At 73.3% G+C, this 26,644-nt stretch carries 22 protein-coding genes; 14 read left to right on the top strand and 8 right to left on the bottom strand.

Annotated features, from left to right (window positions below; genetic code table 11):
• Positions 1–128: 128 nt before the first annotated feature.
• A complete protein-coding gene (locus ACSHWO_RS06565) occupies positions 129–1,802 on the bottom strand; it encodes a hypothetical protein (protein ID WP_438310404.1) in 1,674 nt (557 codons plus the stop codon).
• Between the two features lie 221 nt (positions 1,803–2,023).
• Here ACSHWO_RS06565 and ACSHWO_RS06560 point away from each other — a divergent pair, with 221 nt between their 5' ends.
• The 6 genes from ACSHWO_RS06560 to ACSHWO_RS06535 all read left to right on the top strand — a co-directional run bounded on the left by ACSHWO_RS06560 (position 2,024) and on the right by ACSHWO_RS06535 (position 9,420).
• Complete coding sequence (locus tag ACSHWO_RS06560; RefSeq protein ID WP_438310403.1) at positions 2,024–2,416, top strand: MmcQ/YjbR family DNA-binding protein; 393 nt, start codon at positions 2,024–2,026, stop codon at positions 2,414–2,416.
• Between the two features lie 93 nt (positions 2,417–2,509).
• The gene (locus ACSHWO_RS06555; RefSeq protein ID WP_438310401.1) at positions 2,510–3,742 is read left to right on the top strand and encodes a CaiB/BaiF CoA transferase family protein; all 1,233 of its coding nucleotides are present in this window, start codon (positions 2,510–2,512) and stop codon (positions 3,740–3,742) included.
• A 33-nt stretch (positions 3,743–3,775) separates the two neighbouring features.
• Positions 3,776–4,804, top strand: coding sequence for an LLM class F420-dependent oxidoreductase (locus tag ACSHWO_RS06550; RefSeq protein WP_438310399.1), 1,029 nt, complete (start codon positions 3,776–3,778; stop codon positions 4,802–4,804).
• Between the two features lie 9 nt (positions 4,805–4,813).
• Entirely contained in the window at positions 4,814–5,956 is a 1,143-nt protein-coding gene (locus ACSHWO_RS06545) for an acyl-CoA dehydrogenase family protein (RefSeq protein WP_385804860.1), read from the top strand.
• Between the two features lie 22 nt (positions 5,957–5,978).
• Entirely contained in the window at positions 5,979–7,193 is a 1,215-nt protein-coding gene (locus ACSHWO_RS06540; RefSeq protein WP_361092234.1) for an acetyl-CoA C-acetyltransferase, read from the top strand.
• 55 nt (positions 7,194–7,248) lie between these two features.
• On the top strand, positions 7,249–9,420 hold the full coding sequence (locus ACSHWO_RS06535; RefSeq protein ID WP_438310397.1) for a 3-hydroxyacyl-CoA dehydrogenase NAD-binding domain-containing protein: 2,172 nt from the start codon (positions 7,249–7,251) through the stop codon (positions 9,418–9,420).
• A 126-nt stretch (positions 9,421–9,546) separates the two neighbouring features.
• On the opposite strand, the gene ACSHWO_RS06530 is transcribed toward ACSHWO_RS06535, so the two are convergent.
• Positions 9,547–10,200, bottom strand: a complete 654-nt coding sequence (locus ACSHWO_RS06530; protein ID WP_438310395.1) for a maltokinase N-terminal cap-like domain-containing protein — start codon at positions 10,198–10,200, stop codon at positions 9,547–9,549.
• Between the two features lie 66 nt (positions 10,201–10,266).
• On the bottom strand, positions 10,267–10,992 hold the full coding sequence (locus ACSHWO_RS06525) for a MerR family transcriptional regulator (RefSeq protein WP_361092243.1): 726 nt from the start codon (positions 10,990–10,992) through the stop codon (positions 10,267–10,269).
• A 100-nt stretch (positions 10,993–11,092) separates the two neighbouring features.
• On the opposite strand from ACSHWO_RS06525, the gene ACSHWO_RS06520 reads away from it, so the two are divergent.
• Positions 11,093–12,946: an AMP-dependent synthetase/ligase gene (locus ACSHWO_RS06520; protein ID WP_438310394.1), complete on the top strand. Its 1,854-nt coding sequence runs from the start codon at positions 11,093–11,095 to the stop codon at positions 12,944–12,946.
• A gap of 105 nt (positions 12,947–13,051) precedes the next feature.
• Here the strand turns inward: ACSHWO_RS06520 and ACSHWO_RS06515 are convergent, their stop codons facing one another.
• Positions 13,052–13,390, bottom strand: coding sequence for a DUF6415 family natural product biosynthesis protein (locus ACSHWO_RS06515; RefSeq protein WP_385804856.1), 339 nt, complete (start codon positions 13,388–13,390; stop codon positions 13,052–13,054).
• An 84-nt stretch (positions 13,391–13,474) separates the two neighbouring features.
• Entirely contained in the window at positions 13,475–14,647 is a 1,173-nt protein-coding gene (locus tag ACSHWO_RS06510; protein ID WP_438310393.1) for a helix-turn-helix domain-containing protein, read from the bottom strand.
• A 124-nt stretch (positions 14,648–14,771) separates the two neighbouring features.
• On the opposite strand from ACSHWO_RS06510, the gene ACSHWO_RS06505 reads away from it, so the two are divergent.
• Positions 14,772–15,317: a flavoprotein gene (locus ACSHWO_RS06505; protein WP_385804855.1), complete on the top strand. Its 546-nt coding sequence runs from the start codon at positions 14,772–14,774 to the stop codon at positions 15,315–15,317.
• Between the two features lie 73 nt (positions 15,318–15,390).
• Here ACSHWO_RS06505 and sph read toward each other — a convergent pair whose 3' ends face one another.
• Both sph and ACSHWO_RS06495 read right to left on the bottom strand, forming a co-directional pair.
• Positions 15,391–16,386: a sphingomyelin phosphodiesterase gene (gene sph, locus ACSHWO_RS06500; RefSeq protein WP_438310391.1), complete on the bottom strand. Its 996-nt coding sequence runs from the start codon at positions 16,384–16,386 to the stop codon at positions 15,391–15,393.
• Positions 16,387–16,484: 98 nt separating this feature from the next.
• Positions 16,485–17,069, bottom strand: a complete 585-nt coding sequence (locus ACSHWO_RS06495; protein WP_438310389.1) for a hypothetical protein — start codon at positions 17,067–17,069, stop codon at positions 16,485–16,487.
• A gap of 127 nt (positions 17,070–17,196) precedes the next feature.
• Here ACSHWO_RS06495 and ACSHWO_RS06490 point away from each other — a divergent pair, with 127 nt between their 5' ends.
• Positions 17,197–18,099 carry an oxygenase MpaB family protein gene (locus ACSHWO_RS06490; protein ID WP_438310387.1) on the top strand — a complete coding sequence of 301 codons (903 nt, stop codon included), beginning with the start codon at positions 17,197–17,199 and terminating at the stop codon, positions 18,097–18,099.
• A gap of 49 nt (positions 18,100–18,148) precedes the next feature.
• Here the strand turns inward: ACSHWO_RS06490 and ACSHWO_RS06485 are convergent, their stop codons facing one another.
• Positions 18,149–19,702, bottom strand: a complete 1,554-nt coding sequence (locus tag ACSHWO_RS06485) for a M1 family metallopeptidase (RefSeq protein ID WP_385804851.1) — start codon at positions 19,700–19,702, stop codon at positions 18,149–18,151.
• Positions 19,703–20,095: 393 nt separating this feature from the next.
• Here ACSHWO_RS06485 and ACSHWO_RS06480 point away from each other — a divergent pair, with 393 nt between their 5' ends.
• From ACSHWO_RS06480 to ACSHWO_RS06460, 5 genes are all read left to right on the top strand, one after another.
• Positions 20,096–21,124: a hypothetical protein gene (locus tag ACSHWO_RS06480; protein ID WP_438310386.1), complete on the top strand. Its 1,029-nt coding sequence runs from the start codon at positions 20,096–20,098 to the stop codon at positions 21,122–21,124.
• Between the two features lie 135 nt (positions 21,125–21,259).
• Complete coding sequence (locus ACSHWO_RS06475; protein ID WP_361092275.1) at positions 21,260–22,126, top strand: SCO6745 family protein; 867 nt, start codon at positions 21,260–21,262, stop codon at positions 22,124–22,126.
• A 148-nt stretch (positions 22,127–22,274) separates the two neighbouring features.
• Entirely contained in the window at positions 22,275–24,710 is a 2,436-nt protein-coding gene (locus tag ACSHWO_RS06470) for a Tex family protein (RefSeq protein WP_438310385.1), read from the top strand.
• A 259-nt stretch (positions 24,711–24,969) separates the two neighbouring features.
• Complete coding sequence (locus tag ACSHWO_RS06465; protein WP_361092281.1) at positions 24,970–25,470, top strand: ImmA/IrrE family metallo-endopeptidase; 501 nt, start codon at positions 24,970–24,972, stop codon at positions 25,468–25,470.
• Positions 25,460–26,641, top strand: coding sequence for an MAB_1171c family putative transporter (locus tag ACSHWO_RS06460; RefSeq protein WP_438310384.1), 1,182 nt, complete (start codon positions 25,460–25,462; stop codon positions 26,639–26,641). Before ACSHWO_RS06465 ends, ACSHWO_RS06460 begins: the two co-directional genes overlap by 11 nt.
• Positions 26,642–26,644: the final 3 nt, after the last annotated feature.

Genomic DNA, 26,644 nt, shown 5'->3' with positions numbered 1-26,644 from the left:
AGACTACAGAGGCGGTTTTCGGCCATTCACCGGCCCCCGCCTTTGCTCCCGGACCCCATGGGAAACGCCCCGGAAAGCGGCCTGACCAGCCGTTTCCGGGGCGTTGTGGCGGGGTTCCGCCGTTCGGATCAGTTGTCCTGATACACGCCGAAAATGTCGACGACGAGGTCGATGTCGCCGTCGCTCTGGTTCCAGAAGTCGATGATCCCGGACGGGCCGCTCGCGGCCTGGACGAGGTTCGGGACGGTCTTGTTCCAGGTCCAGTTCAGGGTGGACGAGGTGGGGGTGGGCGGCCAGACGTCGCTGCCGTTGTCGTAGTCGCTCAGCGAGTTCGGGTCCGGGGTGACGGCGAGGTAGCCGCTGTCCTTGGTGTTGGTCACCGTGGAGTTCAGGACGAAGCCCTTGGTGTGGGGGAGGCCGTCGGCGAGCGGCATGTAGATGTAGCCGCGGCCCTCCAGCGGGCCCCACTTCCACTGCGAGCCGTCGCGGGTGTCGAGCAGGCGCGAGGGCTTGACCGGGACGTACGCGTTCGCGCTGTCCGGGCTGTAGTAGCCGACGACGTCGACGATGACGTCGGTCGGGTTCCAGGCGCCGTTGCGGACCGTGATCCGGCCGTCGGGGCCGACGGGGACGATGACCGAGTTGGCGACGGTCTGGCCCGTGGTGAAGTTCAGGTTGGACGCGGTCGGCGCCTGCTGCCCGCTCGGGTAGACGGTGAGGTGGCCGTCGCTCTTCGGGTTGGTGACGGTGACGTTCAGCGCGACGGCCGTGGCGCCGGGGGCGACCCAGCCCGTGCCGGCGACCTGCGTGGTGAACGTGCCGTACCCCTTGACCTGGCCCCGGGCGGTGCCGGTGCCGTTGCGGGTGTCGACGAGGCGCTGCGGCGTCAGCGGCGTGTAGCCGCTGGACGCGGACTTGGTGAAGTAGCCGGTGACGTCGGCGATGAGGTCGACCGACTCCCAGCCGCCGTTGTAGAGGTCCACGTAGCCGTTCTTGCCGACGGGGACGATGACCAGGTTGGGGACCGTCTGGCCGGGGGCGAAGTTCACGTTGGACGTGGTGGGCCGCTCGGAGCCGTCGGCGTAGGCGGTGACGTGGCCCCCGCTGGTGGCGTTGGTGACGGTGACGTTGAGGGCGACCGAGGTCACGCCCTCGGGGATGCCGCCGTTGCCGGCGATCTTCAGCCGCGTCACGCCGTACGCGGGGGTCTTGCCCTGCGCGGTGCCGGTTCCGTTGCGGGTGTCGAGGAGGCGGGTCGGGCCGTACGGGGTGTAGTGCGATCCGCGGGTCCAGACGGCGACCTGGTTGACGGCGGTGGCCTGGGTGACCTGGTCCTTCACGGTGACCTTGACCGTGTACCCGCCGGGCTTGCCGTACTGGTGGGCCGAGGTGGTCGTCTGGCCGCCGGTGCCGGACTCGTTGCTGACGGCGCCGTCGCCCCACTCGACGCTGATCGACACCGGGTTGGTGGTGCCGGTGGTGACGGTGTCCAGTTCCATGCCGTGCGCGCTGGTGGTGAAGGCCTGCAGGCCCACCTCGATGTCCGTCGCGGCGGTCTCGGCCGTGGCGGGGGCGGCGCCCTTGCCGGCGGCGGGGGCCTGCTTGACGGAACGATTCGCCGGGCTGTTGAACGTGGTGGTCTCGGGCTTCACCTTCGTCGCCGTGTCCGGCACGGTGACACCGTGCGGCTTCGGCTTGCCCCCGGCCGGGCCGGCGGCCTGCGCCGCGCCCGGGGCGAGAGTGGCGAGAGAGACGCCGGCCGCGAGGACGGCGGCGGATGCTGCGATTCGGCGGTAGGACACCGAGCCCCCCCAAAAAAAGTTTGTTGAGCCCTTGATCAAGGCTGAAGCCCGCTCAGAGTACATAGCCCCGCCGACATCCGGGACACGGGTTTGTGCAGGCCGGAGGGGCAATTGCCGGAGCAGTGCGGTCCGGTTGCCCGCCCGGCGGTGGTGGGCGGGGCTAGCGTGAGCGTGGGTGGGCCCGCGCGGGTGCGGGCGGGCGCTGGTGAAGGGAGAGGCGCGTGAAGGCTGCGCTGCGCAAGTGGGAGGCGGTGCGGGAGTTTGCGCTCGGGCTTCCCGAGGTGGCGGAGGAGTTCCCGTGGGGTCCCGAGGACTGCGTCATGAAGGTCAACAAGAAGATCTTCGTCTTCCTGGGCAGCGCCGACGGCCCGCAGCCGCTCGGCCTCTCCGTCAAGCTGAAGGACGAGGCGCTGCACGGCCATGCCCTGTCCGCTCCCGGGGCGCAGCCGACCGGCTACGGGCTGGGCCGGTCCGGCTGGGTGTCGGTGCCGCTGGAGGAGAAGGGGGCGCCCTCCCTGCAGGTGTTGTGCGAATGGGTGGAGGAGAGCTATCGGACCGTGGCCCTGAAGCGGCACGTCAGGGCGCTGGACGAGCGGATCGCGGCAAACGGCTAAGCGCTTGCTCTTGTGCTGAGTGGGGCACGTTCCTAGCATCGCTGGTGTTACATCAGTTGTGTCACACTCGCACACCAGGACGCTGGGGACTCGATGGCACTGACAGGCGCCGGGCACGAGCCCGGGCACGGGTACGGGCGCGGGCAGGGCCACGGGCACGACGCGCAGCAGGACGGCCAGGGCCGGCCCCTCGGGCGCGGCCCCCGCGGCCCGCTCTCCGGCGTGCGCGTCGTCGAGCTGGCGGGCATCGGCCCCGGCCCGTTCGCCGCCATGCTCCTCGCCGACCTCGGGGCCGACGTCGTACGGGTGGACCGCCCCGGCGGCCCCGGCCTGGCGGTCGACCCCGCGTACGACGTCACCAACCGCGGCAAGCGCTCCGTCCTCGTCGACCTGAAGTCCCCGCAGGGCGCGGCCCGGGTCCTGGACCTGGTCGAGCGGGCCGACGTCCTCATCGAGGGCATGCGCCCGGGGGTCGCCGAGCGGCTCGGCGTCGGCCCGGACGACTGCCTGGCCCGCAACCCGAGGCTCGTGTACGGGCGGATGACCGGCTGGGGCCAGGACGGCCCGCTCGCGCACGCCGCCGGGCACGACATCGCCTACATCGCCGTCACCGGAGCCCTCGGCATGATCGGCGCCCCGGACGGGCCCCCGGCCGTCCCCGCGAACCTCCTCGGGGACTATGCGGGCGGCTCCCTCTACCTCGTCATCGGCGTCCTCGCCGCCCTCCAGCACGCCCGCACCCCGGACGGCACCGGCCAGGTCGTGGACGCGGCGATCGTCGACGGCACCGCCCATCTCACGGCCATGATCCACGGGATGATGGCGGCCGGCGGCTGGCAGGACAGGCGCGGCGCCAACCTCCTCGACGGCGGCTGCCCCTTCTACGGCACCTACGAGACCGCCGACGGCGGCCACATGGCGGTCGGCGCCCTGGAGCAGCAGTTCTACGACCGGTTCACCGAACTCCTCGGCCTCGACGGCCTCTCCTCCGCCCGCAAGGACCCGGCCCGCTGGGGCGAGCTCCGTGAGGCCGTCGCCGCGCGCTTCAAGTCCCGTACGCGCGAGGAGTGGACGGCGGTCTTCGAGGGGACGGACGCCTGCGTGGCCCCCGTCCTGTCGCTGCGCGAGGCCCCGCAGCACCCGCACCTCGCCGCCCGCGGCACCTTCACCGACGTCGGCGGTATCGTCCAGCCCGCCCCCGCGCCCCGGTTCTCCGCGACGCCCGCCGCGCCGGCCGGTGGCCCCGCGCAGCCGGGCGCCGACACCGCGTCCGTGGCCCGTGACTGGGACGTGCCGGGCCTGGCCGGGAAGGGCGGGGACGCCTGATGGAAGGGGACGCCTGATGGAAGGGGACGGCTGATGGAACTCTCGATGCTGCTCGACTACTCCGGTGATCCGCGCCGGGCCGCCGACGAGGCCGCCGCACTGGAGTCGGCCGGCCTCGAGGCGGTCTGGGTCGCCGAGGCCTGGGGCTTCGACTCCCCGACGATCATGGGATACCTCGCGGCCCGCACCGAGCGCATGAAGATCGGCTCGGCCATCGTCAACGTCTACTCCCGCACCCCCGCCCTCATCGCCCAGACGGCGGCCGGCCTGGACGCCCTCTCCGGTGGCCGCGCCCTGCTGGGCCTGGGCGCCTCCGGCCCGCAGGTCGTCGAGGGCTGGCACGGGAAGCCGTACGACCGGCCGCTCGGCCGGACCCGGGAGACCGTCGAGCTGTGCCGCCGGATCTGGCGCCGGGAGACCATCGACCACCACGGCATCACCGACATGCCGCTGCCGCAGGAGAAGGGCGGCCGGCACGGCAAACCGCTGAAGATCCTCACCCGACCCGTCCGCCCCTCCGTCCCCGTCTACATCGCCTCGCTGGGCCCGGCCAACGTCCGGATGACCGCCGAGATCGCCGACGGCTGGCTGCCCACCCTGTTCATCCCGGAGAAGGCCGGCGCCGTGTGGGGCGGCCCGCTCGCCGAGGGCGCCACCCGGCGCGACCCCGCGCTCGGCCCGCTGCAGACCGTCGCGGGCGGCCTGCTCGCCATCGGCGAGGACGCCGCAGCCGTACGGGACCTCGCGCGGCCGCAGATCGCGCTGTACGTCGGCGGGATGGGCGCGGTCGGCAAGAACTTCTACAACGACCTCGCCGTCGCCTACGGCTACGAGGAGGAGGCCCGGAAGATCCAGGAGCTCTACCTCGCCGGCCGCAAGCGCGACGCCGCGGCCGCCGTGCCGGACGAGTTCTGCGAGCTCATGACGCTGTGCGGGCCCGCGGGCTACGTACGCGAGCGCGTGGAGGCCTTCCGCGAGGCCGGGGTCACCATGCTCAACGTCACGCCCGTGGGCCCCGAGCCCGCCCGGCTGATCGAAACCGTCAAGAGCTGGCTCCAGTAGGGGGATCCGATGCAACGCCGCATCTTCGACGCCGACCACGAGGCGTTCCGCGAGACCGTCCGCACCTTCCTGGCCAAGGAGGTGCTGCCGCACTACGAGCAGTGGGAGAAGGACGGCATCGTCAGCCGCGAGGCCTGGCGGGCCGCGGGCCGGCAGGGGCTGCTGGGCCTCGCCGTCCCGGAGGAGTACGGCGGCGGCGGGAACACCGACTTCCGCTACGCCGCCGTGATCGCCGAGGAGTTCACCCGGGCCGGCACCCCCGGCCTGGCCATCGGCCTGCACAACGACATCATCGGCCCGTACCTGGCCAACCTGGCCACCGAGGAGCAGAAGCGCCGCTGGCTGCCCGGGTTCTGCTCGGGCGAGACGGTCACCGCGATCGCGATGACCGAGCCGGGCGCCGGATCCGACCTCCAGGGCATCCGCACCAGCGCCGAGGACCGCGGCGACCACTGGCTGCTCAACGGCTCCAAGACCTTCATCTCCAACGGCATTCTTGCCGACCTGGTGATCGTGGTTGCCAGGACCACCCCGGAGGGCGGGGCGCACGGGCTGTCGCTGCTCGTCGTGGAACGCGGCGCGGAGGGCTTCGAACGCGGCCGCAACCTCGACAAGATCGGCCAGAAGGCGCAGGACACCGCCGAGCTGTTCTTCAACGACGTGCGCGTCCCCAAGGAGAACCTGCTCGGCGAGCTGGGCGGCGGCTTCGTCCACCTGATGAACCACCTCGCGCAGGAGCGGCTGGCCATCGCGATGGCCGCCATCGCCGGCGCGGAGCACCTGCTGGAGACCACCACCGGGTACGTCAAGGAACGCGAGGCCTTCGGGCGGCCGCTGGCCAAGCTCCAGCACGTCCGCTTCGAGATAGCGGAGATGGCCACCGAGTGCGCCGTCACCCGCACCTTCGTGGACCGCTGCATCTGCGACCACTCCGCGGGCGAACTCGACCACGTCCACGCCTCCATGGCGAAGTGGTGGGCGACCGAACTCCAGAAGCGGGTCGCCGACCGCTGTCTGCAACTCCACGGCGGCTACGGCTACATGACCGAATACCGGGTCGCGCGGGCGTTCACCGACGGCCGCATCCAGACCATCTACGGCGGCACGACCGAGATCATGAAGGAGATCATCGGTCGTTCCCTGCTCGGCTAACCTCCCTCGAAAGGCTTGACCAGTGAGCACCGAAGCGTACGTGTACGACGCGATCCGCACGCCGCGCGGCCGCGGCAAGGCCAGCGGCTCCCTGCACGGCACCAAGCCGATCGACCTGGTCGTCGGCCTCATCCACGCCCTGCGCGAGCGCAACCCCGGGCTGGACCCCGCCGCGATCGACGACATCGTCCTCGGCGTCGTCGGCCCGGTCGGCGACCAGGGCTCCGACATCGCCCGCATCGCGGCCGTCGCCGCGGGACTGCCGGACACCGTGGCCGGCGTACAGGAGAACCGCTTCTGCGCCTCCGGCCTGGAAGCCGTCAACATGGCCGCGGCCAAGGTCCGCTCCGGCTGGGAGGACCTGGTCCTCGCGGGCGGCGTGGAGTCGATGTCCCGGGTCCCGATGGCCTCGGACGGCGGCGCCTGGTTCAACGACCCCATGACGAACTGGGACGTCAACTTCGTCCCGCAGGGCATCGGCGCCGACCTGATCGCCACCATCGAGGGCTTCTCCCGCCGCGACGTCGACGAGTACGCGGCCCTCTCCCAGGAGCGCGCCGCCCACGCCGTGAAGGAGGGCCGCTTCGCCCGGTCCCTCGTCCCGGTCACCGACCGCAACGGCCTCGTCGTGCTCGACCACGACGAGTTCATCCGCCCGGGCACCACCGCCGACACCCTCGCCAAGCTCAAGCCGTCCTTCGCGGACATCGGCGAGCTCGGCGGCTTCGACGCCGTCGCCCTGCAGAAGTACCACTGGGTCGAGAAGATCGACCACGTCCACCACGCGGGCAACTCCTCCGGCATCGTCGACGGCGCCTCGCTCGTCGCGATCGGCTCCCGCGAGGCGGGCGAGCGCGCCGGCCTCACCCCGCGCGCCCGGATCGTCTCCGCGGCCGTCTCCGGCTCCGAGCCCACCATCATGCTCACCGGCCCGGCCCCGGCGACCCGCAAGGCCCTCGCCAAAGCCGGCCTGACCATCGACGACATCGACCTCATCGAGATCAACGAGGCCTTCGCCGGCGTCGTCCTGCGCTTCGTCAAGGACATGGGCGTCTCCCTCGACAAGGTCAACGTCAACGGCGGCGCCATCGCCCTCGGCCACCCGCTCGGTGCCACCGGCGCGATGATCCTCGGCACCGTCATCGACGAACTGGAGCGCCAGGACAAGCGCTACGGCCTCGTCACCCTCTGCGTCGGCGGCGGCATGGGCGTCGCGACCGTCGTCGAGCGCCTCTGACACCGTCCTGCACCCCCTGATCCCCTCCGACACGGCTGACACGGAAGTAGCGAACATGAGCGAGTCCACCACGATCCGCTGGGAGCAGGACGAGACCGGCGTCGTCACCCTCGTCCTCGACGACCCCGACCAGTCCGCCAACACGATGAACCAGGCCTTCAAGGACTCCATCGCGGCCATCGCGGACCGCGCCGAGGCCGAGAAGGACTCCATCCGCGGCATCATCTACACCTCCGCCAAGAAGACCTTCTTCGCCGGCGGCGACCTCAAGGACATGGTCCGGCTGCGCCCCGAGGACGCACGGCTGGCCTTCGACACCGGCACCGAGATCAAGCGCTCGCTGCGCCGCATCGAGACCCTCGGCAAGCCCGTCGTCGCCGCCATCAACGGGGCGGCCCTCGGCGGCGGTTACGAGATCTGCCTCGCCTCCCACCACCGGATCGCCCTCGACGCGCCCGGCTCGAAGATCGGCCTGCCCGAGGTCACCCTCGGCCTGCTCCCCGCCGGCGGCGGCGTCACCCGCACCGTCCGCCTCATGGGCATCACCGACGCCCTGCTGAAGGTCCTGCTCCAGGGCACCCAGTACACCCCGCAGCGCGCCCTCGACAACGGCCTCGTCCACGAACTGGCCGCCACGCCCGAGGAGATGCTCGCCAAGGCGCGCGCCTTCATCGACGCCCACCCCGAGTCGCAGCAGCCCTGGGACGTCCCCGGCTACAAGATCCCCGGCGGTACGCCGTCGAACCCGCGGTTCGCCGCCAACCTCCCGGCGTTCCCCGCGAACCTCAAGAAGCAGCTGAACGGGGCCCCGTACCCGGCCCCGCGCAACATCATGGCCTGCGCCGTCGAAGGCGCCCAGGTGGACTTCGAGACGGCGCTGACCATCGAGGCCCGCTACTTCACCGAGCTGGTGACCGGCCAGACCGCCAAGAACATGATCCAGGCGTTCTTCTTCGACCTCCAGGCCGTCAACGCGGGCCGCAGCCGCCCGCAGGGCTCCGAGCCGCGTCCGGTCCGCAAGGTCGCCGTCCTCGGCGCCGGGATGATGGGCGCGGGCATCGCGTACTCCTGCGCCCGCGCCGGCATCGAGGTGGTCCTCAAGGACGTCACCGCGGAGGCGGCGGCGAAGGGCAAGGCGTACTCCGAGAAGCTGCTCGACAAGGCGCTCGCCAAGGGCCGCACCACCGAGGCCAAGCGGGCCGAGCTGCTGGCCCGGATCACCCCGACCGCCGACACCGCCGACCTGGCGGGCTGCGACGCCGTGATCGAGGCCGTCTTCGAGGACACCGGCCTCAAGCACCGGGTGTTCCAGGAGGTACAGGACGTCGTCGCCCCCGACGCGCTGCTGTGCTCCAACACCTCCACCCTGCCCATCACCGGGCTCGCCGAGGGCGTGGACCGGCCGGGCGACTTCATCGGGCTGCACTTCTTCTCGCCCGTCGACAAGATGCCCCTCGTGGAGATCATCAAGGGGGAGCGCACCGGCGACGAGGCCATCGCCCGCGCCTTCGACCTGGTCCGGCAGATCAACAAGACCCCGATCGTGGTGAACGACTCCCGCGGCTTCTTCACCTCGCGGGTCATCGGCCAGTTCATCAACGAGGGTGTCGCGATGGTCGGCGAGGGCATCGAGCCCGCCTCCGTCGAGCAGGCCGCGGCCCAGGCCGGCTACCCGGCCAAGGTGCTCTCCCTGATGGACGAGCTCACCCTCACCCTCCCGCGCAAGATCCGCAACGAGACCCGCAAGGCCGCCGAGGCCGAGGGCCGCTCGTGGACCCCGCACCCGGCGGACGTGGTCATCGACCGGATGGTCGACGACTTCGGCCGCCCCGGCCGCAGCGGCGGCGCCGGCTTCTACGAGTACGACGAGGCGGGCAAGCGGGTCCGGATCTGGCCGGGGCTGCGCGAGCACTTCGCCAAGCCGGACGCGGAGATCCCCTTCGAGGACATGAAGGAGCGAATGCTCTTCTCGGAGGCCCTGGACACCGTGCGCTGCCTCGACGAGGGCGTGCTGACCTCGATCGCCGACGCCAACATCGGCTCCATCATGGGCATCGGCTTCCCGGCCTGGACCGGCGGCGTCATCCAGTACATCAACGGGTACGAGGGCGGTCTGCCCGGGTTCGTGGCCCGCGCCCGGGAGTTGGCGGCCCAGTACGGCGAGCGGTTCACGCCGCCCGCCTCGCTGGTCGCCAAGGCCGAGCGCGGCGAGACGTACGCCGACTGAGCAGGCGTACGGGGCCGGTCCGCCGGAACGGACCGGCCCCGCACGGACCGGCCCCGCACGGACCGGCCCCGGAGCCGCCGGGACTGGCCGGCCCGGCCCGGGACCGATCGGCCCCGGAGCGCCGGGTCAGGCCGTGGTGCCGGGCAGGGCGGCGAACACCCCGCGCTGCGCGGTTCCGTCGGGCAGGGTCCAGCCGGTGACCACGGCGGCCGCGCCGTCCGGCGGCGTACCCGGCCGCAGGACGCGCGTCACGGACAGGGTGGCGGGCAGCCCGGCCACCCGGACCTCGGTGCCCTGCGGCCCGTGCGCGGGCTCCGGGTCCGCCCGCGGGCCCGGGTCCGGCAGTGCGGTGGCCGCGTTCTCCACGGCGACCGTCGGGTCGGGGGTGTCGGAGACGCTCTGCGCCTGCGGCTCGGCCTCACCCCGCAGCAGGGCGAGCAGCCGCTCCACCGCCACCGGGTCGTGGGTGGCGTCGTACAGCCAGCGGGTGCCCAGCACGCCGTGCTCCGACGTGCCCAGCAGGCCCGCCTCGGCGCCGGCGAGCGGGGCGCCCCGGTAGGTCATCGGCACGTGGTAGGCGACCGGCGGCTCGGCGGAGGCGTCGGCCACGACCATGAATTCGATGCCCACCTCGCCCTGCGGGTCGTCGAGGCGGAACCCGCCGATCTTCACCGGCTCCGGGGCGCCCCCCGTGGCCGTGTACCAGGGCTGCTCGGGGAGCCACGAGGCGAGGAGCTCCAGCTTGGTGGGGGTCATCGTCGTTCTGTGGATCAAGGACATGCAGCCGAACCTACCCTCTCCGCAGCGAAGTTGGCCGACCCGTGCGGTGATCCGTGCGGGGCCGTGTCAGTCGCCCGTGGCGAACGCCGCCCGCAGCTCCTCCTTCAGCGACCGCTGGAACGCGGTGACCAGGGCCTGCACCACCATCGGCTGCATGTGCGCCGACAGCGCCTTCATGGACTCCACCCGCTCCGGGTCGTCCTCGCCCTCGGTGAACGGCCCCCACACGTCGTCCCGGAAGAGGCGGGTCAGCTCCTGCGCCGTCGCCCGGGCGTGCTCCAGCATCACCCGGCGCGCGGCGAGGATCGTCGCGTGGGAGATCGGCACGTCGAGCAGCGCCACCCCGAGCCGCAGCAGCGCCGGGTCCACCCGGAACCCCCCGCCACGCGCCGCGATCACGTCCATCGCCGCGAGGCGGTGCAGCTCCTCCTCCGGCAGCGGCCGCCCGGCCCGCTTCTCCAGCTCCTCCCGGGACACCTCCTCGGCCGAGTCCGGCGCCCAGGACGCCACCAGCGCCCGGTGGATGGCCAGGTCGTGCGCGTTCAGGTCGTCGGGCAGGGCGTCGAGGTAGCGCTCGATGGCGGACAGGGTCATTCCCTGGTGCTGGAGCTCCTCGATCAGCGCCAGCCGCGAGAGGTGCTCCGGCCCGTAGTGCCCCACGCGACGGGGTCCGATCACGGGAGGGGGCAAAAGGCCGCGCGTGCTGTAGAACCGTACGGTGCGGACGGTGACCCCCGCCCGGGAGGCGAGCTCGTCGACGGTGAGCGTGGGCTCGGGTGCCCGGGTGGTCATGGTCTCTCGCCCCGCTCTCTGCTCAGCACGTCCCGTTCCAGTACCGCGGTTCAACAGTATTGCTGTCGCACCAACGATGTGAAACGGCCAGGAGCTGCCCATGACCACGAAACTGCGACTGCCCGGACGTCCCGAAGAGCTCACCCTCCCCGCCCTGCTGGCCCGCAACGCCGCCGAGTACGGCGACCTCCCCGCCCTCTCGTGGCGCACCGCCCCCGGCTCCTCCGACTGGACCACCCTCGGCTGGGCCGAGGTCCGGCGCAGGGTCGCCGTCCTCGCCGCCGGGTACGCGGCCCTCGGCGTGGAGCGCGGCGACCACGTCCTGATCATGATGGGCAACCGGCCCGAGCACTGGCTCAGCGACCTCGCCCTCGTCCACCTCGGCGCCGTCCCGGTCACCGTGTACGGGACCTCCGCGCCCGGGCAGGTCGCCCACATCGCCCGCCACAGCCGGGCCCGCCTCGCCCTGGTCGAGGGCGCCCGCGAGCTCGCCCGCTGGGAGCCGCTGCTCGCCGACCCCGCGGTCCCCCTGGAGCGGCTGGTCGTCGCCGAGGCCGCGGACGCCGCCGGGCACGGCACGTACGCCTCCCTGTACGCGAGCGGGGCCCGGCTGCACCGCGCCGACGCGTTCGAGAAGGCCTGGCGGGAGGCCCGGCCCGGGGACCCGCTGACCGTCGTCTACACCTCGGGCACCACCGGGGACCCCAAGGGCGTCCGGCTGACCCACCGCAACATCCTGCTCCAGGCCGTGCGCCTGGACCGGCGCGTCGCACTGCCCGAACACGCCGAGCACATCTGCTACCTGCCCTTCGCGCACATCGCGGAGCGCATCCTCGGGATCTACCTGCCGCTGCTGCGGGCGGCGCACGTCCGGATGGTCGCCGACCCGGCGGCCGTGGCGCCGGCCGTCCGCGAGCTGCACCCGGTGCAGTTCTTCGGGGTGCCCCGGGTGTGGGAGAAGCTCGCCGCGTCCGTACGGGCGGTGCTCGCGCAGCTGCCGGCCGGGCAGCGCGAGGCCATCGAGGCCGCCAACGGCCTCGCCCGCACCCGGGCCGGGCACCGCGAGCGCGGCGAGGCGGTCCCGGCCGCGCTCGAAGCCTCGTACGCGCGGGCCAAGGAGCAGGTCCTGGACCCGCTGCTGGGGCTGGCCGGGCTGGACCGGCTGGTGTGGACGGCCAGCGCCACCGCGCCGATGCCGATCGACGTGGTCCGCTTCTGGGCCGGCTGGGGGATCACGATCATGGACGCCTGGGGCCTGACCGAGACCTCGGGCGTCTGTACCGTGAACAGCCCCGACGCCTTCCGCCTCGGCTCCGTCGGCCGCCCGATCGACGGCCTGGAGCTGCGGCTGGCCGAGGACGGGGAGGTCCTCGCCCGCGGGGAGACCGTCTTCGGCGGCTACCTGCGGCCCGACGGCTCGCTGGAGGCCGCGCACGACGCCGACGGCTGGTTCCCCACCGGGGACGTGGGCCGGCTCGACGAGGACGGCTTCCTGTGGCTGACGGACCGCAAGAAGGAACTCATCGTCACCTCGACCGGCAAGAACGTCTCGCCCGCCCTGGTGGAGAACACCGTCAAGGAGCACCCGCTGATCGGCCAGGCCATGGTGCACGGCGACGGCCGCTCCTACCTCGTCGCCCTGCTCGTGCTGGACGCGGAGCTGGCTCCGGCCTGGGCCGCGGCCCGCGGCATCGGCGCCACCTCCGGCTCCGGCACCCTGGCCGAACTCGCCCGCCACCCGGCGGTCCGCGAGGAGGTCGCCCGCGCGGTCGAGGCGGCCAACGCCCGGCTCAACCGCACCGAACAGATCAAGCGCTACCGGCTGCTGACCGCCGAATGGGGCCCGGAGTCGGGGGAGCTGACGCCCTCGCTGAAGCTGCGCCGCAGGGTGGTCCGGGAGAAGTACGCAGACCTGATCGAGGGCCTCTACGCGGAACCGTACGAAGCCCCGTAACCCGCCCCGCACCGGCCCCGGCCCCCGGCCCCCGGTCCGCGGCGGCCGGGGGCCACGCCGCCAACGCGACCGGACACACCCGGGCGGGTCCGGGGAAGCGCCGGGTCACGACGCGCTCGCCCCGGCCGCCTGCTCCAGCGCGCGCATCAGCTGCCGGATGATGCGGGCGAGGCCGCGGGCGTGGTTCCAGTTCGCGTGGGGGCCGGACCCCAGTGGGCCCACCGCCGCGAAGTACTCCCACTCGGCGAGGGCCTCGAACGCCCCGGCGGGCCGCTGCCGCGCAGGCGTCTCGCAGAGGACGCGGTGAAGCCGCTGCCCGCAGGTGATCAGGGCGTCGGTGAGCGCCGCGACGCCTTCCGGTCCAGGCCGCTCCCCGTACGGGACGAGCGCCCGGGCCACCAGGGCGGTCGCGTCCACGTGATCCTGATCCTGCGGCATGGCCATGCCGGTGCTCCCTGTCGTCGTGAAGAGGAGGAGACACCAGCGTGACGGTTGGGCGAGGGCTGAACGCTCACAGAATTGTGAGTGCTACATGCCGATCCAGCGGGCCATGCCCCCGAGACCGTCCGGGGCCCGCCGCGACATGTGCACCAGTCCGCGGATGGTGGCCCGGGTACCGGACAGATGCCGTGTCTGTTCCGGCGCCAACTTCCTGGCCTCCGTCAAGTACCGCAGCGACGTCTTGGCGGAGCCGGCCTCCATCTCGACCAGCGCCCGATCCACCAAATAGCGGGCCCGGCGCGACGTCAGCATCGACTCCGGCAGCTTCAGCGCGCGGGCCTGAGCGAGAGCATCGTCGAAGCGGTGCATCGCGATCGATGCACCGAGTTCGTGCAGTTGGACGTTGACCCGCCCGAACGAGAGCCAGTGCACCTCCGTGGCTTCGCCGCCAACGCGGTCCGCCAGGTCCCGCGCGGCGGCCAGATGCGTTGCCACCGCGGTGGCGTCCTCGTTCTTCGCGGCGACAGAGGCCGCTCCGAGGTGGAGCTGCCCGGCCACCGCGAGGGCCTCGCGGCCCGTCTCCTCGGCCAGGAGGCAGTGCCCCGACGAGATCAGCGGCAGGCTCGTCGCGCAGCGCCACAGGATCGCCCGCTTGTACCGCTGCACCGCCTCGGTACACGGGTCCGAGGCCCTCCCCGCGGCCCATCCCATCCGGTCCAGAGCGACGCGGGCGAGGTCAGGGTGGTCAAGCTTCAGCGCCACGTCGTGGGCGGTGCGGTACGCCGAGGCGAGGGCCCGCCACAGCGGCGTTGACGGGGCGGTCCACACCGTGTGGGTCAGTTCCACGATTAGGCCGGGCAGCGCATTGGCCGCCGCACGCAGGTGGGCGGCACGCACCTGTCGGCACAGTGCGTCCGCCTCGGCGATCAGCGTGTGCGCCGGCCGGACAGCAGTCAGGCCCGGGTTCGGTCCGAGGTCGAACCGGTCGAGCGCCTCCCGGATCGGGGCGAGAAGGGCGAGCAGCCGCTCGGAGGGCAGTGGTGCCACGGCTGGCGGTCCTGTCAGCTTGGACGCGTCCACCCCGAGTGCTCGCGCCACTGCCGCAACGAAACCGGGAGTTGCGGAGCGGGCACCGCACTCGACCTGGTTCAGCAGGCTGAGGCTGTACGGAATCCGGTCGGCCAACTCGCGCTGTGAGAGACGCCGTAAGCGACGCTGCTCCCTGATCCGGGAACCGGTGTGGTCGTCGTGTAGAGGCATGCTGGTCTCCGTCCAAGACTCGTCATCAAGGACGGTACCGGTGCCCACGGCGCCGGGGGCGTGGTCTCGTGGTCGCCCCGGGCGCCCTTCGGAGCTGGGGGGCGATTGCATAGGCTCGGGGGCCATGACGACGAGGACCTTGTACCTGCTCTGCTCGGCCGCCCCGCCCGTTTTCGAGATCGCCGCGGTCGTGGAGGAGGCGCAGGCTCGCGGCTGGGACGTCTGCCTGGGCCTGACCCCCACGGCCGCGGACTGGCTGGAGGACAGTATCCCGGGGCTGGCAGCCCTGACCGGGCATCCGGTGCGTACGCGGTACAAGCGTCCGGGAGAGCCGGACGTGTGGCCGTCCGCGGACGCCGTGCTGCTCGCCCCCGCGACCATGAACACCGTCAACCGGTGGGCGCTGGGGATCACCGACACGTGGGTCGTCGGGGTCGTGGCGGAGGGCATCGGCAAGGGCGTCCCGATGGCCGTCATGCCGTGCGTGAATGCCGCGTACGCGCAGCACCCCCAGTTCCCGCTGTCACTGGAAACGCTCCGGTCGGCCGGTGTCCGCGTGCTGTACGGCGAGGGCGGGTTCGTGCCGAACCAGCCGGGCGAGAAGAGGCCGTACCCGTGGGGCCAGGCCCTCGACGCCGTGGACGGCATGGCGCCAGTGCGCGGGGCCTGACCGCACGAAAGCTCCCCCTGCCACGGCTCGCGGGCGTGGCAGGGGGCGGGCCGGCGGACGGCTGGGGCGGGGGTTAGCGGCCGATCACCGGGTAGTGGTCGGAGAGGTTGGTGTACGTGTAGGACGTGCCCCAGCTGGAGACCGTCCAGGGGGCCGTCTCCTCCTTGACCACGTTGTTCTCCCAGCCGGCCGGGCGGGCGTTGCCCTTGCGGTACAGGACGTAGTCCAGGTCCTCGCGCGGGTCGGTGGGGTAGCGGTAGTTCGCGATCGAGTTCAGGGCCGTGTCGAAGGAGTACGGGTGTCCCGTGCGCGCGTCGGAGCCCGCCAGGTCGGCGTTGGCGAGCATGGACGCGTACTCGGGTGTGCGGGAGTCGACGTTCATGTCGCCGGCGACGATGACCTGCTCGTCCGCCGGGATGTTCTTGCCGTCCAGGAAGGCGTCGATCGCCTGGAACTGACGGGCGCGCATCTGCGCCGCCTCGCCCGCGCCGCAACCCGGGTCGGTGGACTGCGCGTGCGTGCCGACCACGTGCACCTTCGTGCCGCCCACGTTCAGCACGACGTAGGCGAAGCCCTTGTTGGACCACCAGTCGGCGCCGCAGGCGTCCTTGTAGACGACCTGCTCCTTGCGGACGATCGGCCACTTGCTCAGGATCGTGACGCCGCCGTCCTCCGGGGTGGTGGTGGAGTAGGCGCCGCCCGTCGCGTCCCAGCCGGTCCTGCTGCGCCCGACGACCGGGGTCTGGTACGGGTACTGCGCCGACGAGTTGGCCTTCAGCGCGTCCGAGGCGCCGTTGTCGAAGGCCTCCTGGAGCACGACCACGTCGTGGCCCTGGAAGAAGGGGGCCCGCGGTATCTGCGCGGCCCGGTGGTCCTGGCCCCAGTTCGGGTACAGGTTCTTGCTCATCAGGAACACGTTGTACGTGAGGACGCTCAGCCGGGGGGCGGCCGCGGCGTTCTCGGCGGCGCCGGCGGCCGGAGCGGTGGCGGCGGTCAGCGCGCCGGCGGCGACCGCGGCGGCAGCGGCGACGGCGGCGCGGCGGCGACGGCTGTGCTGGACGGGAGGCATGAACTCTCCAGGAATCCGTGGGGGAGAGGGACTCCGTCATCCAAGCAGCCGCGGTTACCTCGGGGTAACAGCCGTGACACGACTTTCTGACGCCGTCCTTACAGTGCGGGCTCGGCGAGCAGTTCCAGAAGCCAACGGGCGCTGTCGGAGTGGCCGTTCGCACTGTTTGTGCTGTTCGCCGTGCTCGTTCCGGCCGCCTCGGGGAAGACGCGGCCCCACGACGCGGCGCGGCCGATCGCGCCGAGCCGCCAGGCCAGGGACACCGCGCGCCGCAGTTCCCCGGCCGTGGCCCCGTCGCCCGCCCACGGCTCCAGGTAGGCGTCCCGGAGCCGGGGCAGCATCCCGGCCCCGTACCGGGCGCGGGCCGCCCGGGCCGGGACCAGCAGGCTGCAGAACGGGTGCGACACGGCCGCGTCGCCCCAGTCGAAGAAGGTGAACCGGCCCGGCCGCGGGGCGAACGGCTGACCCGCCCGCTCCGCCGGGGCCGCGGTCCAGCACGCCCCGGAACAGGGGACCGCCGTCGGGCAGCAGGACCCAGCCGCGGTCCGCGGCGACCGCGAGCGGCGCGAGCACGTGCTCGGGCACCCAGCGGGCCAGGGCGTCGGCCAGGGCTCCCCGTCCCAGGGCGTCACCGCCTCCGGATAGCCGCCCCGGTCCACCACTGCCGCCGTGTCGTCGCGCATGCGCCCCATGACACCACCGCGGACGGCCCCACCCCCACCGGGTTTCGCCGCCGGGCCGCCTACCTGGGGAAACGGATGCCCCCTTGGCCATACTGGACGTACGGAGCACCGAACCAGGGGGACGCGCATGACCGCCGCACAGCAGCCCGCCGCACCGAGCCCGCGCCCGGCCGGCACCCGCCGGCCCGACCCGCGGCCGCCGGCCCCCGGAGGGGTGCTGTGGACCATCTCCGGTGACGTCCGGGCCCTGCTGATGCTGCCCGCGGCCTTCACCATGCAGGTCGCCCACCCCGCCATCGGCGCCGGCGTCGACGAGCACTCGGTCTTCCGCACCGACCCCTGGGGGCGCGGCGAGCGCTCGCTGCGCTCCGTCCAGCTGTGGGTGTACGGCGGGGAGCAGGCCGCCGAGGAGGGCCGCCGGGTGCGCCGCCTGCACAAGGAGATCCAGGGCGTCGACACCCGGGGCCGGCGCTACCACTCCCTCGACCCCGCCTGCTACGCGTGGGTGCACGCCACCGGCTTCCCGATCTACCTGTACGCCGGGCGCTACCTGCTGCGCCGCTTCACCCCGGCGCAGGAGCGGCAGCTGTACCGCGAATGGCTCCAGGTCGGGCGGATCCTGGGCCTGCACGACCGGGACATGCCCCAGACCATCGAGGAGTACTGGCCCTACTACCGCCGGATGCTGGCGGAGGAGATCGAACCGACCAAGGTCGCCCGGGAACTCGTCGCCACCGACGTGCCCCTGCCGCGGCCCACCGGCGGCCCGCTGCCCGTGCGGCTGCTCCTGCCGCTCTTCTGGCCGGCGCTGCGGGCGGCCTTCCTGCGGTTCCGGGCCTTCGTCACCGTCGGGTACATGCCGCCCGACGCCCGCGCCGCGATCGGGCTGGAATGGACCGCCGCCCAGGAGCGCAGGCTCAGGCGGTTCAGCACGGCCGTACGGCTGCTGGTACCGCTGCTGCCGGAGCGGCTGCGGTACCTGCCCATCGCCCGCCGGGCCCGGGCGCAGTGGCGCGCCGGCGCCCGCTGAGGGACGCCGGCGCGCACAGGACCGCACGGACCCGGTTCGGGGCGGTGCGTCAGCGGCCGTGGGCGTGGCCGTGGCCGCTGCCGTGCTCGCTGCCGTGCTCGCGGTCGTGGACCGAGTCCGTCGCGGCGATCTTCTTCCAGGACTTCGGCTCCACCCGCTCCGCGGCCGGCGCCCGCAGGGCGCGGGCGTCCTTCGACGCGCCGGCCGGCGGGGCGAACTGCGGCTTGCCCGGCGTGTACAGCCAGGTCTCGAACAGCTGGGCCAGCGGCTTCTTCGACACCTTCTCGGCGTACCGGACGAAGTCGCCGACCTTCGCGTTGCCGTAGGCCCGCTCGGTCGGCCAGCCCTTCAGGATCGCGAAGAACGCCTCGTCGCCGACCTCGTTGCGCAGCGCCTGGATGGCGATCGCGCCGCGGTCGTACACGGCCCCGTGGAACTGGTTGTCCGGGCCCGGGTCGCCCGGCTTGACCTGCCAGAACGGGTCGTCCGCGGCGCGCAGCCCGTACGCCCAGTCGGCCAGCTCCTGCGCGGTGCCCTCGCCCTCCTTCTCCGACCACAGCCACTGGGCGTAGCGGGCGAAGCCCTCGTTGACCCAGATGTCCTTCCAGCCGTCCACGGACACGCTGTCGCCGTACCACTGGTGGGCCAGCTCGTGCACCACCACCGACACGTTGGAGCCGTTCGCGAACTGGCGCGGGCTGTAGAACGGGCGGGTCTGGGTCTCCAGCGCGAAGCCGCTCGGCACGTTGGGCACGTAGCCGCCCAGGGCGTTGAAGGGGTAGGTGCCGAAGACCCCCTCCAGCCACTCGGCGACCTCCGCGGTCCGCTCCACGCTGGCGCGCGCCGCGCCCGCGTTGTCGCCGAGGTCCCTGCTGTAGGCGTTGAGGACGGGCAGGCCGCTCGCCGTCTTGTCGGTGGTGACGTCGAACTTGCCGACGGCGAGGGTGGCCAGGTACGTGGCCTGCGGCTTGTTCGAGCGCCAGTTGTAGCGGGTCCAGCCGAGCCGTGAACTCTGCGACTGCAGGACGCCGTTGCTGATGGCCTGCGTGCCGTCCGGGACGTTCACCGAGATGTCGAAGGTGGCCTTGTCCAGGGGGTGGTCGTTGCTCGGGAACCACCAGGCGGCCGCGTCCGGCTCCTGCGCCGCGACCCCCCCGTCCGGGGTGCGCTGCCAGGCCGACCAGCCGTCGACCTTGAACTCCGAGGGCTTGCCCGCGTACTTGACGACGACGGTGGCAGGGCGGCCCTTCGGCAGCGCCTGGGCGGGGGTGACCTCCAGCTCGTGCGCGCCGGAGGTGGCGAACTTCGCCTTCGCACCGTTGACGCGGACCTCGCTGACCTTCAGCCCGAAGTCGAGGTTGAAGCGGGACAGGTCCTGGGTGGCGGTGGCCAGCAGCGTGGCGGTGCCCTCCAACAGGTCCGTCTTCGGCTGGTACTGCAGGCGCAGGTCGTAGTGGGACACGTCGTACCCGCCGTTGCCGCTGGCCGGGTAGTAGGGGTCGCCGATACCCGGCGCGCCCGCGGCGGAACCCGCGGCCGACGCCGGGATCACCAGCAGCAGGGACGCGGCGAGCACGCTCGGGGCGATGACTTTGCGGTGCACAGGTGCTCCAAGTGGTGAGGGGGGTGGCTTTGTCCGACCGTATTCACGCCCGGTCCGCCACGTCATGTCCATGGCCCCTGCTGTCACACGATCGCCATCCGGTCGCAAGGAAACCGCCCTTCGGACGGCGTACCCCGGCACCCGGCCCGGCCTGCGCATCCGCCGTGTCCCCGGGCCGTTCGGGCCCGTGGCGGTGCGGGCGGGTGTGCCGGGTGCGTCGTACGGGGCGGGCGGCTTGTCCCGAATCCTCCGCGGTGCATCTCCGGGCGGCTTTGGCGAAAACCCTGCGGTTCCTGTCTGACCATCAGACAATGAACTCCCGCTTCCGGGTGCGGCCCGGGAGGAGCGGCGGGCGCACGCGCCCATCACGACGAAACGTCGCGAGGAAGCCCCGTGACCTTTCCCGCGCAGTACCCCCGTGCCCACGTCCGGACCAGGTGGTGGTGGCAGCACCCCGCTCTGATCGTCGCCCTGCTGGTGCTCCTGCCGCCGATCGGTATCGCCCTCGCCTGGACGAGCCGCTGGCGGACGCCGGGCAAGGCCGTCGCCACGGTCCTCGCCGGTCTCTGGTTCCTGGTGCCGCTGCTCGGCGACCCGCCGGACGGGACCGCGGGCGACGCCCGGCCCGCGGCCGCGCCCGCCACCACCGCCCCGGGTGGGACGGCCGCAGCCCCGCCCCCCGACCAGGTGGGCCGGAGCCTGCGGCAGGCCAAGGCGGCCGCAGCGGCGCTCGGATGGCGCACCGCCTCCCACGACGCCGGCCCCGAGGACGCCGCCCAGGCGGACGAGGACGCGTGGCGCGTCTGCTTCCAGACCCCGGCGGAGCAGCCACCGGCCGGGCCCGCCACGCTCGACTTCGCCGTGGTGCGCACCGAGTGGCCCTGCCCGGCCAGGGACGGCGACCCGATCCCGTACCCGGCGATGCCCAAGGTGGTCGGCCGGACCTTCGCCGAGGCCGGCCGGACCCTGGCGCCGTTGGCCTTCCGGACCGTCGAGCCGAAGGGCGCGTACGCGGACGTCGTCCCCGCCGCCGCCGCGGCCGACGGCTGGACCGTCTGCTTCCAGGATCCGGAAGCCGGGCAGGAGGTCCGCTCCGCCCGGACCGCCACCGCCGTCCTCCACCTCGCCGCACCCGGCACCGGCTGCCCCGCCGCCCCGGGCGCCCTGCTCCACCCCAGCTCCGCACCGCCCCCGGCGGCCGCCGGCGACGACGACGGTGCCGACGAGCGCCCGGGCACCTCGGGCGGGTCAGCCCCGGCCGGTTCGTCCGGCGGTTCGTCCGGCGGTTCGACCGGGGAAGGGCCGGGCGCCGGCACCGTGACGCCCGGGGCCTTCTGCGCGCCGGCCGGGGCCACGGGCGTGAGCAGGTCCGGCGCCGTCTACACCTGCAACGGGCCCGACCGGAACCGCTGGCGCCGCTGAACCCGAGGCCCCGGCACCCGGCAGGCTGCGCCGCACCCGTCTCCTTTCGGCCGGTTCGACGTCGTTAGCGAGGCGGAACCGGTCCTGCCGGGGACCCGGCGGACCGGCATACCGAGCAGTCGGTAACCTGCTCGCATGACGCTTCCCGAGCACGCCGCACGCAGCGCCTGGCACGGCGCGATCAACCCGCTCCACGCGACCATCTACTTCTCGCCCGACCTGACCGCCGAGTTCGCCGCCCTCGGCGTCGACGACCACACCCGGGCGGCCCTGTCCTCCCGGGCCGCCGCGATGGGCGCCGTCGGCACCGGCACCGTCGCCGCCACCTTCTACAACTACCGCTACGACCACCTCGCCCGGCACCTCCCGGCCGTCTGGGACACCATCACCCCCGAGCAGGCCCTCGCCGCCCGCCTGCGCGCCGCCGACCGCACCCTGCGCCGCCTCCTCGGCGACGACACCGTCGCCTCCCCGGAGCTGGCCGAAGCCGCGGACCTGGCCATGCGCGCCACCGAGGCCTGCACCCGGCACGCCCGGCCCCTCTACGCCGCCCACGCCGACCTCCCCGTCCCCGAGGAGCCGCACCTGCGGCTGTGGCACGCCACCACCCTGCTGCGCGAGCACCGCGGCGACGGCCACGTCGCCGCCCTGCTCCTGGCCGGCCTGGACCCCCTCGAAGCCCTGGTCACCCACAGTGCGACCGGCCGCGGCATGAACGCCAAGTGGATCAAGGCGGTCCGCGGCTGGGAGCAGGAGGACATCGACGCCGCCGCGGCCCGGCTGCGCGCCCGCGGGCTCCTCGACGACGAGGGCGACCTCACCGCCGAGGGCACGGCCGTCCGCGAGCACCTGGAGGACGAGACCGACCGCCTCGACGCCGCCCCGTACCGGCACCTGGGCGCCGAAGGCCTGGCCCGCCTCGCCGAACTCGGCGGCGGCTTCGCCGCCCGGGCCGTCAGCGCGGGCGCCTTCCCCTCCAACGCCTTCGGCAAGGCGGCCTGACGCCCGGGGCGGCCCGGACGCGCCCCGGGCGCGCCGCCGGGCCGCCGGGGCGCGGGGCCGCCGGGGCGCGGGTCTCCCGGCCGTCGTCACCGCCACCTGCCACAATGGGCAGCCGTCCAACGCACAACGAAGGCAGACGGGACCGATCGTGACGACGTCCATCGAAGGCAGGATCGCCGAGGAGCTCGGCGTACGGGAACGGCAGGTCAAGGCCGCCGTCGAGCTGCTCGACGGCGGCTCCACCGTGCCGTTCATCGCGCGCTACCGCAAGGAAGCGACCGAGATGCTCGACGACGCCCAGCTGCGCACCGTCGAGGAGCGGCTGCGCTATCTGCGCGAGCTGGAGGACCGGCGCGCGGCGATCCTGGACTCCGTCCGGGAGCAGGGCAAGCTCGACGCCGAGCTGGAGGCCCGGATCAACGCGGCCGACACCAAGGCCCGACTGGAGGACATCTACCTCCCGTTCAAGCCGAAGCGGCGGACCAAGGCGCAGATCGCCCGCGAGGCCGGCCTGGAGCCGCTCGCCGACGGCCTGCTCGCCGATCCGTCGGTGGAACCGGCCGCCGCCGCGGCCGCGTTCGTCGACGCGGACAAGGGCGTCGCGGACCCCGCGGCGGCCCTCGAAGGCGCCCGCGCCATCCTCACCGAGCGGTTCGCCGAGGACGCCGACCTCATCGGAGAGCTGCGCGAGCGCATGTGGGGCCGCGGCCGGCTGGCCGCGAAGGTCCGCGAGGGCAAGGAGGAGGCGGGGGCGAAGTTCGCCGACTACTTCGACTTCGCCGAGCCGTTCACCGCGCTGCCCTCGCACCGCGTCCTCGCCATGCTGCGCGGCGAGAAGGAGGACGTCCTCGACCTCACCCTGGAGCCGGAGGACCCCGACACGGCGGCCACCCCCGGCCCGTCCGCGTACGAGGGCATGATCGCCCGCCGCTTCGGCGTGGCCGACCGCGGCCGGCCCGGCGACAAGTGGCTCGGCGACACGGTCCGCTGGGCCTGGCGCACGAAGATCCAGGTGCACCTCGGCATCGACCTCCGGATGCGGCTGCGCTCCGCCGCCGAGGACGAGGCCGTCCGGGTCTTCGCCGCCAACCTGCGCGACCTGCTCCTCGCGGCCCCCGCCGGCACCCGGGCCACGCTCGGCCTCGACCCGGGCTTCCGCACCGGTGTGAAGGTCGCCGTGGTGGACGCCACCGGCAAGGTCGTGGCCACCGACGTCATCCACCCGCACGTCCCCGCGAACCGCTGGGACGAGGCGCTGGCCAAGCTCGCCCGCCTCGCCGAGCAGCACCGGGTGGAACTCGTCGCCATCGGCAACGGCACCGCCTCCCGCGAGACGGACCGCCTGGCCGGCGAGCTGATCTCCCGCCACCCCGGGCTGAAGCTGACCAAGGTCATGGTCTCCGAGGCGGGCGCCTCCGTGTACTCGGCCTCCGCCTTCGCCTCGCAGGAGCTCCCGGACATGGACGTGTCGCTGCGCGGGGCGGTGTCCATCGCCCGCCGCCTGCAGGACCCGCTCGCCGAGCTCGTCAAGATCGACCCCAAGTCCATCGGCGTCGGCCAGTACCAGCACGACCTGTCCGAGGTGAAGCTGTCCCGCTCCCTCGACGCGGTCGTCGAGGACTGCGTGAACGGCGTCGGCGTGGACGTCAACACCGCCTCCGCGCCGCTGCTCGCCCGCGTGTCGGGCATCAGCGGCGGACTCGCCGAGAACATCGTGGCCCACCGCGACGCCAACGGCCCGTTCCGCAGCCGCAAGGCCCTCAAGGACGTGCCCCGGCTCGGCCCGAAGGCGTACGAGCAGTGCGCGGGCTTCCTGCGGATCCGCGGCGGCGACGACCCGCTGGACTTCTCCAGCGTGCACCCCGAGGCCTACCCGGTCGTCCGGGCCATGGCGAAGACCGCCGGCAGCGAGGTGGCCGCCCTGATCGGCAACGCGTCGGTGCTGCGCTCGCTGAAGCCCGAGCAGTTCGTCACCGAGGCCTTCGGTCTGCCGACCGTCACCGACATCCTCGGCGAGCTGGAGAAGCCGGGCCGCGACCCGCGGCCGGCGTTCCGGACGGCCGCGTTCAAGGAGGGCGTCGAGAAGATCGGCGACCTGGCTCCCGGCATGGTCCTGGAGGGCGTCGTCACCAACGTGGCCGCCTTCGGCGCGTTCATCGACATCGGCGTCCACCAGGACGGACTGGCCCACGTCTCGGCCCTGTCGAAGAACTTCGTCAAGGACCCGCGCGACGTGGTCAAGCCGGGCGACATCGTCCGGGTGAAGGTCCTCGACGTGGACATCCCGCGCAAGCGGATCTCGCTGACCCTCCGACTGGAGGACGAGGCCGGCTCCGCCGCGGGCGCGCCCCGCCAGCGCGAGGACCGCCAGGAGCGGCGCGGCGGCGGCCGTCCCCCGCAGCAGCGCGGCGGCCAGGACGGCCGGCGCGGTGGCGGTGGCCGGTCGGGCGGCGAGGGCCGGTCGGGCGGCGAGGGCCGGCGCCAGGGCGGCGGCGCCCCGGCCCCCGCCAACAGCGCCATGGCCGACGCGCTGCGCCGGGCCGGGCTCGCCGGCCCGGGCTCGGAGGACCGCCGCAGGCGGTAGCGTCCGGAAGCGTCGCCCGGGGGTACGGGGGGTGGCGCGCAGGTGGCCGAAACGGAACCCCGCGCAGGGACGCGCCTTGCGAACTCCCGTACGTGATCTGTAGGCATGGTGGAACGCCCGTTCGTCGTCAGGCGGACGGGCGTTCCGTTTCCCTCAGGACCCCCACCCCCCGAGGCCCCCCTTGACGGCACAGGACGCCATGCCCATGCCCGCCCATGCCTACCGACGCTGCCCGCGAAAGGGTCCGAAGAGGGATCACATGCAGCACTCTCAACTCGGCCTCCGCAAAAGGTGCGAGAAGATTCTCGGCCATCTGGAACTGCCGCACCCGTTCTCCCTGGAGGGGCTGTGCGGGCGGATAGCCGAGCAGCGGGGCCGCCCCATCCGCCTCCACCCCCTCCCCAAGGAGGCCGCGCAGACCGGCGTCTGCGGCCTGTGGGTGGGCACCGCCCGCGTCGACTACGTGTTCTACGAGGAGAACACCACCCCGCTGCACCGCGAGCACATCGTCCTGCACGAGCTCGGCCACATCCTCTTCGGCCACCACTCCCCGGAAGGCGAGGAACGCGACGGCCGGGCCCCCGTCGTCCTCGGCCGCGCCGACTACACCACCCGCCAGGAGCAGGAGGCGGAGATGCTCGCCAGCATGATCCGCATCCGCACCGCCACCCCCTGCCCGCAACCGGCGGCCGAACTCCGCGGCACCCTCGCCCGGCTGGAGTCCGCCATGGGATACGAGCGGCGCCGCCGTGGCCACTGAGCTCACCGCGCTCGGCGACTGGCTCGCCGTCCCCAGCGTGGCCTGCCTGTGGGCCGCGGTCCTGCTGCGGGCCCCCGCCGCGCTCCGCTCCCCGCAGCAGCGCGGCCTGTGGCTCGCCGTCGCTACGGCCGCCGCCGCGATGACCCTGAACCTCCCCGACGTCGTCGCCCACGCGATGCGCGACCCCGGCTACGCCCACGGCGTCGCACTCGTCCGCAACCTCACCGGCGTGCTGTCCGCGGGCGCCGTCCTCTACTTCGTGGCGTCCGCCACCCGCGGACGCACCCTGCAACGAGCTGCCTGGACGGGCACGGTGGCCTGGCTGACCCTTCTCGTCGCCCTCGACCTGGCCGCGCCCGCGCACGGCGCGCACACCATCCCGCCGCAGGGCGACCCCGTGCCCTCCCTCGGGTACTGGCTGCTCCTCATCGCCGCGCACCTGCTCGCCAACACCGCCTGCGTCGCACTGTGCTGGCGCTACAGCTGCCGCACCGAGAGCCGGGCGCTGGCGCTCGGGCTGCGCCTGTTCGGCCTGGGCACCGCCCTCGCCGGCGTGTTCTGGTTCTGCTACCTCCTCAAGGCCCTGTTCGGCAGCTCCTGGGCCATGCCCGCCCTGCCGCTGATGATGAACCTGCACGGACTGCTGCGCGCCGCCGCCATCCTGGTGCCGACCGCGTTCCTGCTGCGCCGCGCCGCCGCCGACACCGCCACCGCCTGGCTGCTGTGGCCGCTGTGGCGCGACCTGGTGCACGCCGTGCCGCACGTCGTGCTCACCAAGCCCCGGACCGGCCGGCTCCTGGAGCTGCTGTGGCCGCCGGTCCCGCGCAACATGCTCGTGTACCGCAAGGTCATCGAGACCCGCGACGCGATCCTCATCCTCGGCGAGTACGTCGCCCCCGGCATCCCCGAGCTCGCCCACAGCCACGTCACGCTCCGCGGGGTCCCCGAGCCGCGGCGCACGGCGGCCGCGCTGGCCTGCGTCCTGAAGGAGGCGCGCGCGGCGCTGCTCGCCGGACAGCCCGGCAAGCCCTGGCAGGCGGCGTACTGGGTGCTCCCGGCCGTCATGCAGAACTCCGCCGGGAGCGAGGCCGGCCTGGAGGACGAGGCCCGCTTCCTCGTCGACGTGGCCCAGGCCTACGGCTCGCCCGCCACCGCCGACTTCGCCCCCTGAACC

It is taken from the genome of Streptomyces pallidus (ex Mingjun et al. 2026) (genome assembly GCF_051550185.1).
Taxonomy (GTDB): domain Bacteria; phylum Actinomycetota; class Actinomycetes; order Streptomycetales; family Streptomycetaceae; genus Streptomyces.
This window is presented reverse-complemented; position numbering and strand designations above follow the sequence as displayed.

What these genes read in the sequence shown, in the direction of transcription:
- ACSHWO_RS06550 (WP_438310399.1), top strand. Translation starts at nt 3,776, where the DNA reads ATGGAACTCTCGATGCTGCTCGACTACTCCGGTGATCCGCGCCGGGCC.
- ACSHWO_RS06510 (WP_438310393.1), bottom strand. Translation starts at nt 14,647, where the DNA reads ATGCCTCTACACGACGACCACACCGGTTCCCGGATCAGGGAGCAGCGT.
- ACSHWO_RS06545 (WP_385804860.1), top strand. Translation starts at nt 4,814, where the DNA reads ATGCAACGCCGCATCTTCGACGCCGACCACGAGGCGTTCCGCGAGACC.
- ACSHWO_RS06525 (WP_361092243.1), bottom strand. Translation starts at nt 10,992, where the DNA reads ATGACCACCCGGGCACCCGAGCCCACGCTCACCGTCGACGAGCTCGCC.
- ACSHWO_RS06530 (WP_438310395.1), bottom strand. Translation starts at nt 10,200, where the DNA reads ATGTCCTTGATCCACAGAACGACGATGACCCCCACCAAGCTGGAGCTC.
- ACSHWO_RS06505 (WP_385804855.1), top strand. Translation starts at nt 14,772, where the DNA reads ATGACGACGAGGACCTTGTACCTGCTCTGCTCGGCCGCCCCGCCCGTT.
- ACSHWO_RS06465 (WP_361092281.1), top strand. Translation starts at nt 24,970, where the DNA reads ATGCAGCACTCTCAACTCGGCCTCCGCAAAAGGTGCGAGAAGATTCTC.
- ACSHWO_RS06475 (WP_361092275.1), top strand. Translation starts at nt 21,260, where the DNA reads ATGACGCTTCCCGAGCACGCCGCACGCAGCGCCTGGCACGGCGCGATC.
- ACSHWO_RS06515 (WP_385804856.1), bottom strand. Translation starts at nt 13,390, where the DNA reads ATGGCCATGCCGCAGGATCAGGATCACGTGGACGCGACCGCCCTGGTG.
- ACSHWO_RS06535 (WP_438310397.1), top strand. Translation starts at nt 7,249, where the DNA reads ATGAGCGAGTCCACCACGATCCGCTGGGAGCAGGACGAGACCGGCGTC.
- ACSHWO_RS06520 (WP_438310394.1), top strand. Translation starts at nt 11,093, where the DNA reads ATGACCACGAAACTGCGACTGCCCGGACGTCCCGAAGAGCTCACCCTC.
- ACSHWO_RS06495 (WP_438310389.1), bottom strand. Translation starts at nt 17,069, where the DNA reads ATGCGCGACGACACGGCGGCAGTGGTGGACCGGGGCGGCTATCCGGAG.
- ACSHWO_RS06555 (WP_438310401.1), top strand. Translation starts at nt 2,510, where the DNA reads ATGGCACTGACAGGCGCCGGGCACGAGCCCGGGCACGGGTACGGGCGC.
- sph (WP_438310391.1), bottom strand. Translation starts at nt 16,386, where the DNA reads ATGCCTCCCGTCCAGCACAGCCGTCGCCGCCGCGCCGCCGTCGCCGCT.
- ACSHWO_RS06490 (WP_438310387.1), top strand. Translation starts at nt 17,197, where the DNA reads ATGACCGCCGCACAGCAGCCCGCCGCACCGAGCCCGCGCCCGGCCGGC.